The 14718-nt window shown below is 71.4% G+C and carries 16 protein-coding genes; 10 read left to right on the forward strand and 6 right to left on the reverse strand.

Going from position 1 to position 14718, the window contains the following annotated elements; all coding sequences use genetic code 11:
* Window positions 1–68 precede the first annotated feature (68 nt).
* The 3 genes from OG293_RS06780 to OG293_RS06790 all read right to left on the reverse strand — a co-directional run bounded on the left by OG293_RS06780 (window position 69) and on the right by OG293_RS06790 (window position 2191).
* Window positions 69–806: a DUF1775 domain-containing protein gene (locus OG293_RS06780; protein ID WP_405997851.1), complete on the reverse strand. Its 738-nt coding sequence runs from the start codon at window positions 804–806 to the stop codon at window positions 69–71.
* 59 nt (window positions 807–865) lie between these two features.
* Window positions 866–1525: a hypothetical protein gene (locus OG293_RS06785; RefSeq protein WP_405997852.1), complete on the reverse strand. Its 660-nt coding sequence runs from the start codon at window positions 1523–1525 to the stop codon at window positions 866–868.
* Between the two features lie 87 nt (window positions 1526–1612).
* A complete protein-coding gene (locus OG293_RS06790; RefSeq protein ID WP_405997853.1) occupies window positions 1613–2191 on the reverse strand; it encodes a histidine phosphatase family protein in 579 nt (192 codons plus the stop codon).
* Between the two features lie 263 nt (window positions 2192–2454).
* On the opposite strand from OG293_RS06790, the gene OG293_RS06795 reads away from it, so the two are divergent.
* Together OG293_RS06795 and OG293_RS06800 are read left to right on the forward strand one after the other, a co-directional pair.
* The gene (locus tag OG293_RS06795; protein WP_405997854.1) at window positions 2455–2670 is read left to right on the forward strand and encodes a CbtB-domain containing protein; all 216 of its coding nucleotides are present in this window, start codon (window positions 2455–2457) and stop codon (window positions 2668–2670) included.
* Between the two features lie 20 nt (window positions 2671–2690).
* Entirely contained in the window at window positions 2691–3458 is a 768-nt protein-coding gene (locus tag OG293_RS06800; protein WP_405997855.1) for a CbtA family protein, read from the forward strand.
* 370 nt (window positions 3459–3828) lie between these two features.
* Here the strand turns inward: OG293_RS06800 and OG293_RS06805 are convergent, their stop codons facing one another.
* The 3 genes from OG293_RS06805 to OG293_RS06815 all read right to left on the reverse strand — a co-directional run bounded on the left by OG293_RS06805 (window position 3829) and on the right by OG293_RS06815 (window position 7235).
* The gene (locus OG293_RS06805) at window positions 3829–4950 is read right to left on the reverse strand and encodes a sensor histidine kinase (protein WP_405997856.1); all 1122 of its coding nucleotides are present in this window, start codon (window positions 4948–4950) and stop codon (window positions 3829–3831) included.
* A gap of 5 nt (window positions 4951–4955) precedes the next feature.
* Window positions 4956–5681 (reverse strand): response regulator transcription factor, encoded by a 726-nt coding sequence (locus tag OG293_RS06810; protein WP_405997857.1) that lies wholly within the window; start codon window positions 5679–5681, stop codon window positions 4956–4958.
* A 360-nt stretch (window positions 5682–6041) separates the two neighbouring features.
* Window positions 6042–7235: a YihY/virulence factor BrkB family protein gene (locus OG293_RS06815; RefSeq protein WP_405997858.1), complete on the reverse strand. Its 1194-nt coding sequence runs from the start codon at window positions 7233–7235 to the stop codon at window positions 6042–6044.
* 17 nt (window positions 7236–7252) lie between these two features.
* On the opposite strand from OG293_RS06815, the gene OG293_RS06820 reads away from it, so the two are divergent.
* The 8 genes from OG293_RS06820 to cysC all read left to right on the forward strand — a co-directional run bounded on the left by OG293_RS06820 (window position 7253) and on the right by cysC (window position 14647).
* Window positions 7253–8917 (forward strand): acyl-CoA dehydrogenase family protein, encoded by a 1665-nt coding sequence (locus OG293_RS06820; protein WP_405997859.1) that lies wholly within the window; start codon window positions 7253–7255, stop codon window positions 8915–8917.
* A 396-nt stretch (window positions 8918–9313) separates the two neighbouring features.
* Entirely contained in the window at window positions 9314–10591 is a 1278-nt protein-coding gene (locus OG293_RS06825; RefSeq protein ID WP_405997860.1) for a GAF domain-containing protein, read from the forward strand.
* 72 nt (window positions 10592–10663) lie between these two features.
* The gene (locus tag OG293_RS06830; RefSeq protein WP_405997861.1) at window positions 10664–11230 is read left to right on the forward strand and encodes a GNAT family N-acetyltransferase; all 567 of its coding nucleotides are present in this window, start codon (window positions 10664–10666) and stop codon (window positions 11228–11230) included.
* A gap of 96 nt (window positions 11231–11326) precedes the next feature.
* Window positions 11327–11410: a putative leader peptide gene (locus tag OG293_RS06835; protein WP_353590813.1), complete on the forward strand. Its 84-nt coding sequence runs from the start codon at window positions 11327–11329 to the stop codon at window positions 11408–11410.
* A 114-nt stretch (window positions 11411–11524) separates the two neighbouring features.
* Window positions 11525–13222: a nitrite/sulfite reductase gene (locus tag OG293_RS06840; protein ID WP_405997862.1), complete on the forward strand. Its 1698-nt coding sequence runs from the start codon at window positions 11525–11527 to the stop codon at window positions 13220–13222.
* The gene (locus OG293_RS06845; protein ID WP_405997863.1) at window positions 13219–13398 is read left to right on the forward strand and encodes a hypothetical protein; all 180 of its coding nucleotides are present in this window, start codon (window positions 13219–13221) and stop codon (window positions 13396–13398) included. Before OG293_RS06840 ends, OG293_RS06845 begins: the two co-directional genes overlap by 4 nt.
* Window positions 13395–14093: a phosphoadenylyl-sulfate reductase gene (locus OG293_RS06850; RefSeq protein WP_405997864.1), complete on the forward strand. Its 699-nt coding sequence runs from the start codon at window positions 13395–13397 to the stop codon at window positions 14091–14093. Before OG293_RS06845 ends, OG293_RS06850 begins: the two co-directional genes overlap by 4 nt.
* Window positions 14090–14647: an adenylyl-sulfate kinase gene (gene cysC / locus OG293_RS06855; RefSeq protein ID WP_405997865.1), complete on the forward strand. Its 558-nt coding sequence runs from the start codon at window positions 14090–14092 to the stop codon at window positions 14645–14647. Before OG293_RS06850 ends, cysC begins: the two co-directional genes overlap by 4 nt.
* The last annotated feature ends 71 nt before the right edge of the window (window positions 14648–14718 follow it).

Consider the following 14718-nt stretch of genomic DNA (forward strand, 5'->3'; position numbering starts at 1 on the left):
ACCTCGGCCGGGAAACGGCGGGGCCGGGCGGGCGCTGTGGCGCGCCCGGCCCCTGACCGGTCCCGGTGTCAGGCGGAACCGGTGCCCGGACGCCGCTTGAACCACCAGAAGGCGAGGCCCGCGGCCACCACCACGACGACGGCGCCGACCGCGATCGTGACCCCGCCACCGTTGTCGTCCTTCTCGGTCGCCTTGGCGCTCGCGGACACGCTCGGCTTCGCCATGGGCTCGTACGCGGCCGAGGTCGAGGTGGGGGTCGCCGAAGGCTTCGGGGCAGGCACGGGCGTCTGCGACTCGGCGCCCGGAGCCGCCGGCCCGAGGTCGAGCACCGGGGCCGGGTTCTCCGGCTCCGCCCCGCCCCGGGGAAGCTCGATCCAGCGGGAGACCTTGCCGTCGCCGTAGGTCTCCACGGTCTTGAAGACGAGCGACTTGGCGTCCGGCAGCTGGGTCACGGTGATGCTGTGCACCGCGTCGGTGCCGGTGGGCAGCGCCTTGCCGCCGACCGTGTAGCCGCCCTCGGTGGGCGTCAGCCGCCATCCGGCAGGGGCCTTCTTCAGGCTGACGGCGGCCGGCGCAATGCCCTCGGGCAGCACGATCTGAAGCTTGGCGATGCCCGAAGTGTCCGACTCCGCCTCGGAGCTGAAGGTGATGGTGACATTCTGCGCGAGGGCGCGGGGGTCGGACGCCTCTACCTCGACGTGGGCCGCGGCCGGGCCGGCGACGGCGAGCACCGTGCCGAGGGCGGCGACGGCGGCGAGCGCGGTCCGCCGGGCGGCGGAGGTCATGGTGAAGATTCTCGTGGTCATGGGGTCGACTCCTTGAAGGCAGCACGGTGCGCTACGGCGTGGCAGCGTGTGCTGATCGGTCATGGGCGTGACGGCAACGGCCCATGTCCGGGAGGCCCTCGGCGCACGACGACATGCGCGAGGGCTGCACACGCGGGCACGCCCGGCAGCGGACGCGGACCCGCGCCGGCGGACCGTCTGCCCGAGCCCCGTCCCCGGCCCTGATCCGTGCGCAGGCGGCCCAGCCAGCGCTCGGCGGTCGTACGGAGGGTGTCGGCGAGCTGCCCCACGAGGAACGGGAGCGCGGCCAGTTGATCGTCCGTCCGGTGCAGCAGCACGGCCACGGCCAGCGCGGCGAGGGTGTGGGCGAGGAGCATCACGGCGGCGCTCGGATGAACCCCGTGGTCACCGGGCATGGGGTGGCCGGTCCCGTGCGGCACACCGTGGCGGTCGGGACCGGCCTGCGCGAGCACCTCGTGCAGGAGCAGCTGCGCGGTACAGGTCGCGGTGGCGACGGTGACGAGCGAACGCCGCCGGTGGGCCCAGGGCAGCGCGCCGAGAAAGGCGACGGTCGCGGCGGCCACGAGCAGCCGCCAGACGGCGGGCTCGCCGGAGGCGACATGGTGACCCGCACCGGCAAGGCCCGCGCTCGTGACGGCGAACACACCGGCCCGCGCACCTCGCTCGCTCCACCGAGCACGCGGGGCGCTGCGGGACGGGAGGTCGGGGGTCCGTGGCATGCCGGGGCCATCATTCACGACGCGCAGGCGCCTTGGTGCGGGTCCAGGACTTCTGCCCATGCCGTGCCGACCGCTGCCGCCCCGGCCTCAGACCGGCTCGCCGCCCAACACCCGTCCGCAGCGCAGGTTCCAGCGGCCCGAGCGCCCGCTCAGCTCCGTCAGCGTCAGCGGTGCGACGTCCAGCCGCCAGAACGCCTGGGGCGGCAGCGCCAGCGCCCGCACGATCGTCGCCCGTACCACGGCCGGATCCACCACCGCCAGCACTCTGCCCGTGTCGTCCGGCAGGGAGTGCAGCCAGTCGCCCACCCGCGCGCACAGCGCCGCCAGTGACTCACCGCTGTGCGGCGCGGCCGTCGGATCGGACAGCCAGGCCGCCACCGCCTGAGGCTCCCTCTCGCTCACTTCCTCAAGCCGCAGCCCCTGCCACCGGCCCATGTCCCAGTCCCCGAGCTCCGGGCGGATCCCGGCCGTTGCCCCCAACTCGGCGGCCGTCTCCCGGCAGCGCCGGGACGGTGCGCTCAAGAACAGGTCGGCCCGCGGCAGCGCGCCCGCGGCGGCCCGCGCACGGCGCGCGCCCGCCTCGTCCAGGGGCGCGTCACTCTCGAACCGGGCCTGCCGCAGCGCCGCGCTCGTGGCAGGTGAGACCAACATCACCCGTACCGTCATCCCGTACGCTCCTCTCCTGCCCCACAGCCCATGGCGCAAGCACATCACGGGTGTTCGGGCGCCGGGGAACGCCCCCACGCGCCGTAGCGTCGCAGGCCCGCAAGCGGTACGGTCGCGTGGACATGACGACGGTGTGACGGAAGTCCGGTGCAAATCCGGCACGGTCGCGCCACTGTGTACCCGTTCCTCTGCGGGAAGTCAGACCCAGCACCTTCGTCTCAGGCACCACGATCGGGACGCGTGTTCCCCCAGGAGGTTCTGCCATGGCACATTCTGCCGCGCCCGCCACCGCCGCTCCGGCCATCACCCCCATCTCGCTGAAGGCGATCGCGCCGTGGGCGCTCTTCTTCGGGGTTCTGATGCTGGTCCTGCTCTACTTCGTCGGCGCCGAGCAGGGCGCGACCGCGCTCATCTCCGGCGAGAACGTGCACGAGTGGGTCCATGACGGACGCCACCTGCTCGGCTTCCCCTGCCACTGAGACACCGGGGAACCACACTCATGAACTCCATCTCTGTCAGAGCCCTGCTCCTGCGCGGAATGCTCGCGGGACTGATCGCGGGCGTCGTCGCGCTGGTCGTCGCCTACACCCTCGGCGAGGGCCCGGTCGACTCCGCCATCGCGTTCGAGGAGTCGCACGCTCATGAGCACGGCGGTGAGGAACTCGTCAGCCGCGCCATGCAGTCGACGGCCGGTCTCGCCACCGGTGTGCTCGTCTTCGGCCTCGCGATCGGCGGCATCGCCGCCCTCGCGTTCTGTGTCGCGCTCGGCCGTATCGGCCGGTTCGGTCCGCGCGCTACGGCCGCCCTCGTCGCGCTCGGCGCGCTGCTGAGCGTGTACGTCGTGCCGTATCTGAAGTACCCGCCGAATCCACCTGCCGTCGGTGACCCCGAGACCATCGGCAAGCGCACGACGCTGTACTTCCTGATGATCCTGCTCAGCGTGCTGCTCACGGTCGCCGCGGTGATCCTCGGCAAGCGTCTGGCTCCCCGCCTGGGCAACTGGAACGCGTCCGTCGCCGCGGCGGTCGCCTTCGTGGCCGCCGCCGGGCTCGCCTTCGCCTTCCTGCCCTCGTTCAACGAGGTGCCGAAGGGCTTCCCGCCCACGGTGATCTGGGACTTCCGACTGGCCACGCTCGCGATCCAGGTCACGGTCTGGACCGTGTTCGGGCTGGTCTTCGGCCACTTCGCCGAGCGGCTCCTCACTGAGGGGACCGCGACGGCGGACGGAAGGAACACCGCCCCACAGGCGGCTGCCGCCGCCAACTGACGCAGGCCGGGGCTCGCCCCGGACCCTGTTTCCCGATCGCCGGACGGCTCCGAAGGAGTCCGTCCGGCGATCGGGTGCGTACGGGGCCGGGACCCCATGTCAGCCGGCCGATGCCTCCACCGCGTCCGCGACCGACTCAAGGCCCCACCGGCCTCGACGGTGGCCGTGCCGTGGCGGCCAGCCGGCCACGGTCGTCCTGGAATTGCCAATCAGTTGTTCGCCCCATACGTCCGCACCCCTGACTTCTGCCCGCGTACGGATCGAGATGGCTTCCCCTGGCCATCGACGTTTGACTGCCCGGCGAACTCGGCGGCCACGCATGCGGACTGTCGTTGTTTCAACCTTCCTGCGGTCCACCCTGGCCGGTGGCTCAGACGCTCGGCACTGCGGCGGCGGGCAGCGACACCTCGAAGCGGCAGCCGCCGTGGACGTTGCGCACATCCGCGTGGCCGGCGTGCGCCTCGACGATGCCGCGGACGATGGCAAGGCCCAGACCCGCGCCGGCGGGGGGCGTACGGGCCTGGGTGCCGCGCCAGCCGGTGTCGAAGACCCGGGGCAGGTCCTCCTCCGGGATGCCTCCGCAGCCGTCGGTGACGGAGAGGACCACCCAGTCCTGCCTGCGTTCGGCCGCGACGGCGACCGTGCCGTCGGCGGGGGTCCTGCGGATCGCGTTGACCAGGAGGTTCGCCAGGACGCGGGTCATCTCCTTGCCGTCCACCTCGACCGGGATCTGCTCGACCATGTCCCCGACGAGCCGTACGCCGTGCTCCCGGGCGAGCGGGTCCGCGCCCGCGAGCGCCTCCCCCACCAGGTCGTACACGGACATCCGGGTCGGGGTGAGGGCGAGGGCGCCCGCATGGATGCGGGAGAGCTCGAACAGGTCGCCGACCATCGAGTTGAGACGGTCGACCTCGGTGCGGATCTGGCGGTGGTACCGGGCCGGATCGGCGACCACGCCGTCCTCCAGCGCCTCGGACATGGCCCGCAGACCGGCCAGTGGGGTGCGCAGATCGTGCGAGATCCAGGCGACGAGCTCACGGCGGGAAGCCTCCAGCGCGCGTTCGCGCTCCCGGGAGGCGGCGAGGCGGTCGCTGGTCGCGGCGAGTTCGCGGCTGAGCGCCGCCAGTTCGGCGGTGGACGCGCCGTCGGGCGCAGCGAAGGAACCGCCGTCACCGAACGAGCGTGCCGCCAGGGCGAGTTCGCGGCTGCGCGCCACGACCCAGCGGCCGAGCAGCAGCGCGGTGGCGAGCGAGACGACGGCGGCCATCGCGACAACCGTGGTGACGACGGAGAGGTCGTGGGAGGAGAGGAACATCGCCTGGGCGACGGCGAGCGTCCCGGCCAGCATGGCGGTGACGGCAACGGCGGCGACGACGGTCAGGGAGACGGCGACGGACCGGTGGCGCAGCAGACGCAGGACCAGCGCGCCGACAAGGCCGACGGAGGCGGCCCCGAGGAAAGCGAAGAATGCGATGAGCAGCATGTCCTGCACGGTGATCAGGCTCCTTCCCCGGGCAGTGCGCCCGCTTCGCCCGGCACGTCGAAGCGGTAGCCCACGCCCCAGACCGTCTGGATCAGCCGCGGCCTGGCGGGATCGTCCTCGATCTTGCCGCGCAGCCGCCGTACATGGACGGTGACGGTGGACAGGTCGCCGAACTCCCAGCCCCACACATCGTGCATCAGCCGTTCCCTGCCGATCGCCTCGCCTGGGTGCCGCATCAGATGCGCGAGCAGGTCGAACTCCCTCAGGGTAAGCCCCAGTTCGCGCCCGTCCTTGGTGGCCCGTCGGGCCGCAGGGTCGAGGGCGATGCCCGCGGCGGCCAGCCCGGGGCCGTTGCGCCGCTCCCCGGCCGCCGCGCCGCCCCTGCGCAGTACGGACTCGACCCGCAGAACCAGTTCGCGCGGGCTGAACGGCTTGGTCACATAGTCGTCGGCGCCTATCTCCAGCCCGAGGATCCGGTCGTCCTCGTCGCCCCGCGCGGTGAGCATGATCACGGGTACGTCGACGGCCGCACCGGACCGAAGCCTGCGGCACACCTCCAGACCGTCCATGCCCGGCAGCATCAGATCGAGAACGACCAGATCGGGCAGCCGTGCGGCGGCGAGCCGGAGCGCCTGCGGCCCGTCGGCCGCGTGGTCCACGGCGAATCCAGCGCGCTCCAGATAGCCGGTGACGACTTCGGCGACGGTCGGATCGTCGTCGACGACCAGAATGGTGTGCATAGTGCCAGTCTCCTCTGTGCGGCGAGCCCCGGGCGGGCGGGCGGGCCTTACGAAACCATGACGGCGCGAGCGTGCGGCCCCGGACGTCCGATTCGTTCAACACCGCTGGTCCGGGCCGCGCCTACGGTGAGTTCATGACTCCACGACCCGACGCGATCGGCCTCTTCGTCGCCGACGCTCGTACGGCACACCCTGCCGCACGAGCGTCAGCGCCCGCCGGAGCCGGAGCACCCGGGCCGGCGTCATAGGCCCGTAGCCGAAGGCGTCCAGAGCACGGCGGCGCAGCCGGCCGACACCGAGCCCGGCAGGACCCGAAAGCCGGTTCCTCGTCGCTCGGCCGAGGGCGCACCGGCTCCGTCCTCACTCCGAGGGCGGCGACTTGTGGTTGTCCCGGTCCTCCGAAGGCGGCGACTTGTGGTTGTCCCGGCCCGAATGCAGCCGCGACTTCACGTCGTCCGGCGGCAGGAAGCGCGACCAGCGCTCGGGGAACTCCGAGGGCATGACCCCGCCGTCGCTGTCCTCCCCGTCGTCACCGTCGTCATCGTCGTCATCGAACACATGCGCCGCCTTGGCCCGGGCCAGGACCTCCGCGGCCTGGGCCGCGCGCACCCGCTCGTTCGCCGCGCGAGCCGCGGCGGTGGCCACGGACGGCCAGACGCGGTCGATCGCCGCGTTGACGGCGGCCCCCACCAGGACGGCGAAGGCCGTCAGGCCGATCCACAGCAGGACGGCGATGGGGGCGGCCAGGGAACCGTAGATCGTGGGGCCCTCCACCGTGCTGGTGAGGTAGATGCGGAGCAGGAAGCTGCCGAGCACCCACATCCCGAGCGCCACCAGTGATCCGGGAACGTCCTCGATCCAGGGCGAGCGGACGGGGACGGAGACGTGGTAGAGCGTGGTCAGGAAGGCGATCGAGAGCAGGCTGACCACCGGCCAGTACAGGACGCTGACCACTTCCGTGCCCCACGGAATGATCTCCACCACCCGGTCGGGGCCGACAACGGCCAGCGGGAGCACCACCGCGCCGATCAGCAGCGCCACGATGTAGAGCAGGAAGGCGAGCAGGCGGGTGGCGACGATGCCGCGCTGGCCGTCGAGCCCGTACATCACGGTGATCGTGTCGATGAAGACGTTCACCGCCCGCGACCCCGACCACAGGGCGATGGCGAAGCCGATGGAGATGATGTCGGGACGGCCGCCGTGGGTGACGTCCTCCAGGAGGGGCTTGGCGATCTCGTTGACGCCTCGGTCGGACAGGACCGTGCCGACCGCGCTGAGGATGTTCTCCTCGATCGAGGCGACGGTCGTGGTGTTGGTCCAGTTGTCGACGTAGCCGAGGAGACCGATCAGGCCGAGCATCAGCGGCGGCAGCGACAGCAGCGTGAAGAACGCCGCCTCGGCCGCGAGGCCGAGGATGCGGTACTCGATGCACGAATTGACGGTGTCCTTCAGCAGCAGCCATGCCATCTTCCGCTTCGAGACATTGCGATAGAGGACTCTGGCCCGGTGGAGTCGGCCAGACGGCCGCTCGGGTGTTTCGTTTGCTGCCTGCACCTCCTTACCGTAGCGGCATGGCAGCAACCACCCACACAGTGACCAACCAGGCTCCGCCCCTGGTGGGGTACGACGTCTTTGCATCGGACCGGGCCCTCACGGAGGGCGTGGAGCGGCATCTCGCGCCCGGCCTGCTCGACGCGGCGCAGGAGCAGCTCTCGGCACTCGGGCGCGGTGCGGGCTCGGCACAGGCCCAGGCGTGGGGTGCGCAGGCCAATGAGAATCCGCCGAAGCTGCACACGCACGACCGGTACGGCAACCGGATCGACGAGGTCGAGTTCCATCCGGCCTGGCACCGGCTGCTCGGCAAGGCCGTGACGTCCGGGCTGACGAACGCCTGGGGAACGCCCGGCGGCCATGTGCGGCGGGCTGCCGGGTTCCTGGTGTGGACGCAGGCGGAGGCGGGAAACGGCTGTCCGGTGTCCATGACGCACGCCGCGGTGCCCGCGCTGCGCACGGACCCCGCGCTGGCCGCCGAGTGGGAGCCGCTGCTGACCTCCGAGGTGTACGAGCAGGGGCTGCGGCCGGCCTCGCTGAAGGCGGGCGTCCTGTTCGGGATGGGGATGACCGAGAAGCAGGGCGGCAGCGACGTCCGGGCCAATACGACCCGGGCCGAGCCCGTGGGCGGCGACGGGGAGTATCTGCTCACCGGTCACAAGTGGTTCTGTTCCGCTCCGATGTGTGACGGTTTTCTGGTGCTGGCCCAGGCCGCGGGCGGTCTCACCTGCTTCCTGGTGCCGCGGGTGCTGGAGGACGGGACGAGGAACGTGTTCCGGATCCAGCGGCTCAAGGAGAAGCTGGGCAACCGGTCCAACGCGTCGAGCGAGGTCGAGTTCGACGGGACCTGGGCGCGCCGGGTCGGCGAGGAAGGTCGCGGGGTGCGCACCATCATCGAGATGGTGGCGGCGACCCGGCTGGACTGTGTGATCGGCTCGGCCGGCCTGATGCGCCAGTCGGTGGCGCAGGCGATCCACCACAGTGCGTACCGCAGCGCTTTCGGGGGGCTGTTGATCGACAAGCCGCTGATGCGCAATGTCCTGGCCGATCTCGCGCTGGAGTCGGAGGCGGCGACGACGCTGGCGCTGCGGCTGGCCGCCGCGTACGACACGGACACGGACGAGGAGCGTGCCTTTCTGCGCCTTGCGGTGCCCACCGCCAAGTACTGGGTGACCAAGCGGTGCACGCCGACCGTGGCCGAGGCCCTGGAGTGTCTGGGCGGCAATGGCTACGTCGAGGAGTGGGGGATGCCCCGGCTGCTGCGCGAGTCGCCGCTCAACTCGATCTGGGAGGGCTCCGGCAATGTCCAGGCGCTGGACGTCCTGCGCGTGCTCCGGGGGTCCCCCCACGCCTCGGGGCGCAGGGGGAGCGAGCCGCAGGCGCTGAACGCCTTCCTCCAGGAGGTCGGCAGGGCGCGCGGCGCCGATCACCGGCTGGACGCGGCGATCAAGGGGCTGCTGACCGAACTGGCGGATCTGGAGGGCATCGAGGCGCGGGCCCGCCGGCTGGTGGAGCGGATGGCGCTGGTGCTCCAGGGGTCACTGCTGGTGCGCTGGGCTCCGCCGGAGGTCGCGGACGCGTTCTGCGCCTCGCGGCTGGGCCGGGACTGGGGAACGGCCTTCGGAACGCTGCCGCACACCCTGGATCTGGCGTCGATCGTCAAGCGGGCGCGCGCCGTCGTGTGACGCCCGCGGTCTGCGGCCGGTGCGCTTTCCGGGCCGTGCGTCGCCCGGCGTGCGGCCAGTCCGCTGTCCGGCCCGTGCGTCGTCCGGCGTGTGCTCCTGCTGGTGTCCGAGCGGTGTCCCGCGCCACGGACCCGTGTGCGCACAAGCGGTCGGGGTGGTGCTGCGCCGACACGGCACCACCCCGCGCTCCGCCGTGCACCCCCGGTGCGGTTCAGTGCGGTGCACGACCACCGGCAAACCGGTGCTCCGTCACTTTCGTACAGGGGCACGGCCGTTCGCGAGGGTTGCAAAGGGTTGCAGCCTTGTCTGCCGTATCGCCCCGCACGCCGACCGGGAGGGGCAGGATTGAGCCGACCCCCCACACTTCGGACGCTGGCGTCGCCCAGGAGGACCCCAGTGCAGAACACGTCGCTCGACATCGCCAGACTCGCCGCCATGGACACCACGGAAGCCACCCGGCTGCTGAAGGGGGTACGGGAGGCCGCGCTCAGCGGCCGTCGCTCGCGGCCGGGCCCCCGCGCCGACATCGGGGAGTCGTGGCAGCGCATGCTGCGCGGAGGGGTGGACCCCGACCGGGACCGCAGGGCGGGCCTGCTGCCGCTGGAGGAGATCGAACGGCGTCGGCAGACGTCCGGGCTGCGGGAGGTGCTGCCGGTGCTGCGCGACGGCCTGGTCTCGATAGCGGACGCGGCGCAGCACATCATGGTCGTCGCGGACCCCGAGGGACGGCTGCTGTGGCGCGAGGGCAAGGCGGCCGTGCTGCGCAAGGGCGACGCGCACGGCTTCGTCCTGGGCGCCGACTGGAGCGAGGGGCTCGTGGGGACCAACGGCGTCGGCACTCCCCTTGTCTCCCGGCGGCCCCTCCAGGTGCACTCCGCCGAGCACTTCGTCTCCTCGCACCACAACTGGACCTGTGCGGGAGCGCCCGTCACCGATCCGCGCGACGGCAGGCTGATCGGCGTGGTCGATGTGAGCGGCCCGCTGTCCACGATGCATCCCGCGACTCTTTCGCTGGTCACCTCTGTCACCCGGCTCGCCGAGGCCGAGCTGCGCAACCGGCACTTCACGGCGCTGGACCGGCTGCGCAGCGTCGCGGCCCCGCTGCTCGGCCGGCTGACCGGCCGTGCACTGGTGGTCGATGTGAACGGCTGGCCCGCCGCGGTCACCGGTATGCAGCCGCCGGACCGGCTGGCGCTCCCCAAGTCGGTCGGCAGCCGGCTGTGGCTGCCCTCACTGGGCATGTGCTCGGCCGAGCCGCTGCCCGGCGGCTGGCTGGTGCGGGTGGACGACGAGCGTCCGGCGGCGCCCACCCGGGTGGTGCTGGATCTGAGCCGCCCGCGGCGGCCCTCGGTGACGGTCTCGGGCGAGGCGGGGAGCTGGGAGAAGGCGCTCAGCCCCCGCCATGCCGAGCTGCTGTATGTACTGGTGCTGCACCGGGACGGGCGCAGCGCCGCGCAGCTGGCTCAGGACATCTTCGGGAACCCGACGCGGACGGTGACGGTCCGGGCCGAGATGTCACGGTTGCGGCGGCATCTGGCGCAGGTGCTCGCGCACCGCCCGTACCGCTTCGCCGACGGCGTCGAGGTGAAGCTGGCCGTTCCCGCGGAGGCGGCGGAACTGCTCCCGCACTCCACGGCCCCCGCGGTGCGCCGTGCGAAGCGGGAGTCGGAATGACGCCGGGCAGCGCCCGGCGCTGCCCCTTGCCCCGCTTTGGCCTGTTCAGGGCGGCGTGATTCCCTGGCTGGCATGAGCATCGATGTGACCACCTGGTCCCTGGAACAGACCTCTCCCGCGGATCTGCGGCCCTCTCCGGCCCCCGAAGGAGATCTGCGGATCGTCCGTGCCGCGGTGCCGTCGCCGGAGTTCAGCCGCTTCCTCTACTCGGCAGTCGGCGGGGACATCCTGTGGACCGACCGGCTGGGCATGACGTACGGGGAGTGGGAGAAGGTGCTCGCAAAGCCCGGCACGGAGACCTGGGTGGCGTACGAGAAGGGCACTCCGGCCGGCTATGTGGAGCTGGAGGCCCAGGAGGGCGGCTCGGTGGAGATCGTCTACTTCGGGCTGATCCCCGCCTTCCGGGGCCGCCGGATCGGCGGTCATCTGCTGTCGTACGGCACCGCCAGGGCCTGGGACCTGGCGGAGCGCTGGCCGGGGCTCACGCCGACGAAGCGGGTCTGGCTGCACACCTGTTCCAAGGACGGACCGCATGCCATGGACAACTATCTGCGGCGCGGCTTCGTCCTGTTCGACACCACGGTCGAACAGGAGCCCGAGTCGACGTCGCCCGGCCCCTGGCCCGGGGCCCACGGCTGAGTGACCGGCGACACATCGTCTCGCGATGCGGGACTGTCTTGTCCACATTCTGGATAATGGTGGACTGCCCTCGGACCGCCGTGACACGCTTCCGTCATGTCTCGAGCTGGAATTGCCTTGGTGAGTCGGCGGCACGTCGACCTCGGCCGCATGTCCAGCGCCATCTGTCCGGTCCGCTGAAAGACCAGCACAGCCGAGCGTTTCCCACCCTTCCATCCCCCTGCGCACCGTCGCGCCCCAGCGCGAGTGTGCAGCTCAGAGCCGCCCTCCTGCAGTCTCGAAGGACGTACACCCATGGCCGCCACCCCCGAAAAGCCCGCTCCCGCCACGCCCCGCCGCAAGGCCGGTCGCCACCGCGGCGAGGGCCAGTGGGCCGTGGGCCACATGACGCCGCTGAACGCCAATGAGCAGACCAAGCGGGACGACGACGGTCTCAACGTGCGGACACGTATTGAGACGATCTACGCCCACCGCGGTTTCGACTCGATCGACGGCGCGGACCTGCGCGGCCGGATGCGCTGGTGGGGGCTCTACACCCAGCGCAAGCCCGGGATCGACGGCGGCAAGACCGCCATCCTGGAGCCGGAGGAGCTGGACGACAAGTACTTCATGCTGCGCGTCCGGATCGACGGCGGCCGGCTGACCACCGAGCAGCTGCGGGTGATCGGCGAGATCTCGCAGGAGTTCGCCCGCGGCACCGCCGACATCACCGACCGGCAGAACGTCCAGTACCACTGGATCCGCATCGAGGACGTCCCGGAGATCTGGCGCCGGCTGGAGGCCGTGGGGCTCTCCACGACCGAGGCCTGCGGCGACACGCCCCGTACGATCCTCGGCTCGCCCGTGGCCGGCGTCGCCGAGAACGAGATCATCGACGGCTCGTCCGCCATCGACGAGATCCACCGCCGCTTCATCGGCAACCCCGCCTACTCCAACCTGCCGCGCAAGTTCAAGACGGCCATCTCCGGCTCCCCCCAGCTCGATGTCGCCCACGAGATCAACGACATCGCCTTCGTGGGCGTCGACCACCCCGAGCACGGGCCGGGCTTCGACCTGTGGGTCGGCGGCGGACTCTCCACCAACCCCAGGCTCGGTGTGCGCCTCGGCGCCTGGGTGCCGCTGGACGAGGTGCCGGACGTGTACGGCGGTGTCATCGGCATCTTCCGCGACTACGGCTACCGGCGGCTGCGCACGCGCGCCCGTCTGAAGTTCCTGGTCGCCGACTGGGGCCCGGAGAAGTTCCGTCAGGTGCTGGAGGACGAGTACCTGAAGTACCGGCTCGTCGACGGTCCCGCGCCCGAGCAGCCCGCCGGGACCTGGCGTGACCACCTCGGCGTGCACCGGCAGAAGGACGGCCGCTTCTACGTCGGCTTCGCCCCGCGCGTCGGCCGCGTGGACGGCACGACCCTGACGAAGATCGCCGAGCTCGCCGAGGCCCATGGCTCCGGACGGCTGCGCACCACCACCGAGCAGAAGATGATCGTGCTCGATGTGGCCGAGGACCAGGTCGAGTCGCTTGTCTCGGGCCTGGAAGCCCTCGATCTGCGGGTCCACGCCTCCCCGTTCCGCCGGGGCACGATGGCCTGCACCGGCATCGAGTTCTGCAAGCTGGCGATCGTCGAGACCAAGGCGCGCGGCGCGTCGCTGATCGAGGAACTGGAGCGCCGCATACCGGAGTTCGACGAGCCGATCACCATCAACCTCAACGGCTGCCCCAACGCCTGCGCCCGTATCCAGGTCGCGGACATCGGTCTCAAGGGCCAGCTGATGCTGGACAACGACGGCAACCAGGTCGAGGGCTTCCAGGTGCACCTCGGCGGCGCGCTGGGCCTGGAGGCCGGATTCGGCCGCAAGGTCCGTGGCCTGAAGGTCACCTCCGCCGAACTGCCCGACTATGTGGAGCGGGTCCTCAAGCGCTTCCAGGCGGAGCGTGAGGACGGCGAGCGCTTCGCGACCTGGACGGCCCGCGCGTCCGAGGAGGCACTGTCGTGAGCGAGCGTGCCGCGCCCTTCTACTGCCCCTACTGCGGCGACGAGGACCTGCGTCCGAACGAGCAGGGCCACGGCGCCTGGGAATGCGCAGCCTGCAATCGAGCCTTCCAGTTGAAGTTCCTCGGGTTGCTGACCCGGGGACTTCAGCGCAATGACACTGGAGGGGAAGAAATATGACGACAAATCAGGCTACAGACCTGAGGGAACTCGCCGAGCGGGCCGGGCGCGACCTCGAAGAGGCCTCGCCCCTGGACATCCTGACGTGGGCGGCCGACACCTTCGGGCCGCGCTTCTGCGTCACCTCCTCGATGGAGGACGCGGTGGTCGCCCACCTCGCCTCCCGGGTCCTCCCGGGTGTCGACGTCGTCTTCCTCGACACGGGCTACCACTTCCCCGAGACCATCGGGACGCGTGACGCCGTCGAGGCCGTGATGGACGTCAACGTCATCACGCTCACGCCCCGTCGGTCGGTCGCCGAGCAGGACGCCGAGTACGGCCCGAGGCTGCACGACCGCGACCCCGACCTGTGCTGCGCCCTGCGCAAGGTCAGGCCCCTCGAAGAGGGACTGACCGCGTACGACGCCTGGGCGACGGGCCTGCGCCGCGACGAGTCCCCGACCCGGGCGAACACCCCGGTCGTCGGCTGGGACGAGAAGCGGCAGAAGGTCAAGGTCTCGCCGATCGCCCGCTGGACGCAGAAAGACGTGGACGCCTACGCCGCCGAGCACGGCGTCCTCACCAACCCGCTCCTGATGGACGGTTACGCCTCCGTGGGCTGCGCGCCCTGCACCCGCCGGGTGCTGGAGGGCGAGGACGCGCGCGACGGCCGCTGGGCAGGGCACGGCAAGACCGAATGCGGACTGCACGGATGACGATTGCGGGAGACAACGACGTGACTGGGGCCACCATCTGGCTCACCGGGCTGCCCAGCGCGGGCAAGACCACCATCGCCTACGAGCTGGCGGGCAGGCTGCGCGACGAGGGCCACCGGGCCGAGGTGCTCGACGGCGACGAGATCCGTGAGTTCCTCTCCGCCGGTCTCGGCTTCAGCCGCCAGGACCGCCACACCAACGTCCAGCGGATCGGCTTCGTCGCCGAACTGCTGGCGTCCAACGGCATCAAGGCGCTCGTGCCGGTGATCGCTCCGTACGAGGACAGCCGTGAGGCCGTCCGCAAGCGCCACACGGCCCAGGGCACGCCCTACGTCGAGGTGCATGTGGCCACCCCGGTGGAGGTCTGCTCCGTACGCGATGTGAAGGGGCTCTACGCCAAGCAGGCCGCCGGTGAGATCAGCGGCCTGACGGGAGTCGACGACCCGTACGAGGAGCCGCGGAACCCGGACCTGCGGATCGAGTCGCACGAGCAGAGCGTGCAGGAGTCCGCGGCGGCACTTCACGCGCTGCTCACCGAGAGGGGCCTCCTGTGAGCGACACATACACGGCCGCCGGGCCGACGACAGATCACGAAAGCCGCGCATCTGCGCCGCACAGGCGAAGA

Source organism: Streptomyces sp. NBC_00829 (assembly GCF_045161795.1).
In the GTDB taxonomy this organism is placed as follows: domain Bacteria; phylum Actinomycetota; class Actinomycetes; order Streptomycetales; family Streptomycetaceae; genus Streptomyces.

What these genes read in the sequence shown, in the direction of transcription:
- OG293_RS06780 (WP_405997851.1), bottom strand. Translation starts at nt 806, where the DNA reads ATGACCACGAGAATCTTCACCATGACCTCCGCCGCCCGGCGGACCGCG.
- OG293_RS06785 (WP_405997852.1), bottom strand. Translation starts at nt 1,525, where the DNA reads ATGCCACGGACCCCCGACCTCCCGTCCCGCAGCGCCCCGCGTGCTCGG.
- OG293_RS06790 (WP_405997853.1), bottom strand. Translation starts at nt 2,191, where the DNA reads ATGACGGTACGGGTGATGTTGGTCTCACCTGCCACGAGCGCGGCGCTG.
- OG293_RS06795 (WP_405997854.1), top strand. Translation starts at nt 2,455, where the DNA reads ATGGCACATTCTGCCGCGCCCGCCACCGCCGCTCCGGCCATCACCCCC.
- OG293_RS06800 (WP_405997855.1), top strand. Translation starts at nt 2,691, where the DNA reads ATGAACTCCATCTCTGTCAGAGCCCTGCTCCTGCGCGGAATGCTCGCG.
- OG293_RS06810 (WP_405997857.1), bottom strand. Translation starts at nt 5,681, where the DNA reads ATGCACACCATTCTGGTCGTCGACGACGATCCGACCGTCGCCGAAGTC.
- OG293_RS06820 (WP_405997859.1), top strand. Translation starts at nt 7,253, where the DNA reads ATGGCAGCAACCACCCACACAGTGACCAACCAGGCTCCGCCCCTGGTG.
- OG293_RS06830 (WP_405997861.1), top strand. Translation starts at nt 10,664, where the DNA reads ATGAGCATCGATGTGACCACCTGGTCCCTGGAACAGACCTCTCCCGCG.
- OG293_RS06835 (WP_353590813.1), top strand. Translation starts at nt 11,327, where the DNA reads ATGTCTCGAGCTGGAATTGCCTTGGTGAGTCGGCGGCACGTCGACCTC.
- OG293_RS06840 (WP_405997862.1), top strand. Translation starts at nt 11,525, where the DNA reads ATGGCCGCCACCCCCGAAAAGCCCGCTCCCGCCACGCCCCGCCGCAAG.
- OG293_RS06850 (WP_405997864.1), top strand. Translation starts at nt 13,395, where the DNA reads ATGACGACAAATCAGGCTACAGACCTGAGGGAACTCGCCGAGCGGGCC.
- cysC (WP_405997865.1), top strand. Translation starts at nt 14,090, where the DNA reads ATGACGATTGCGGGAGACAACGACGTGACTGGGGCCACCATCTGGCTC.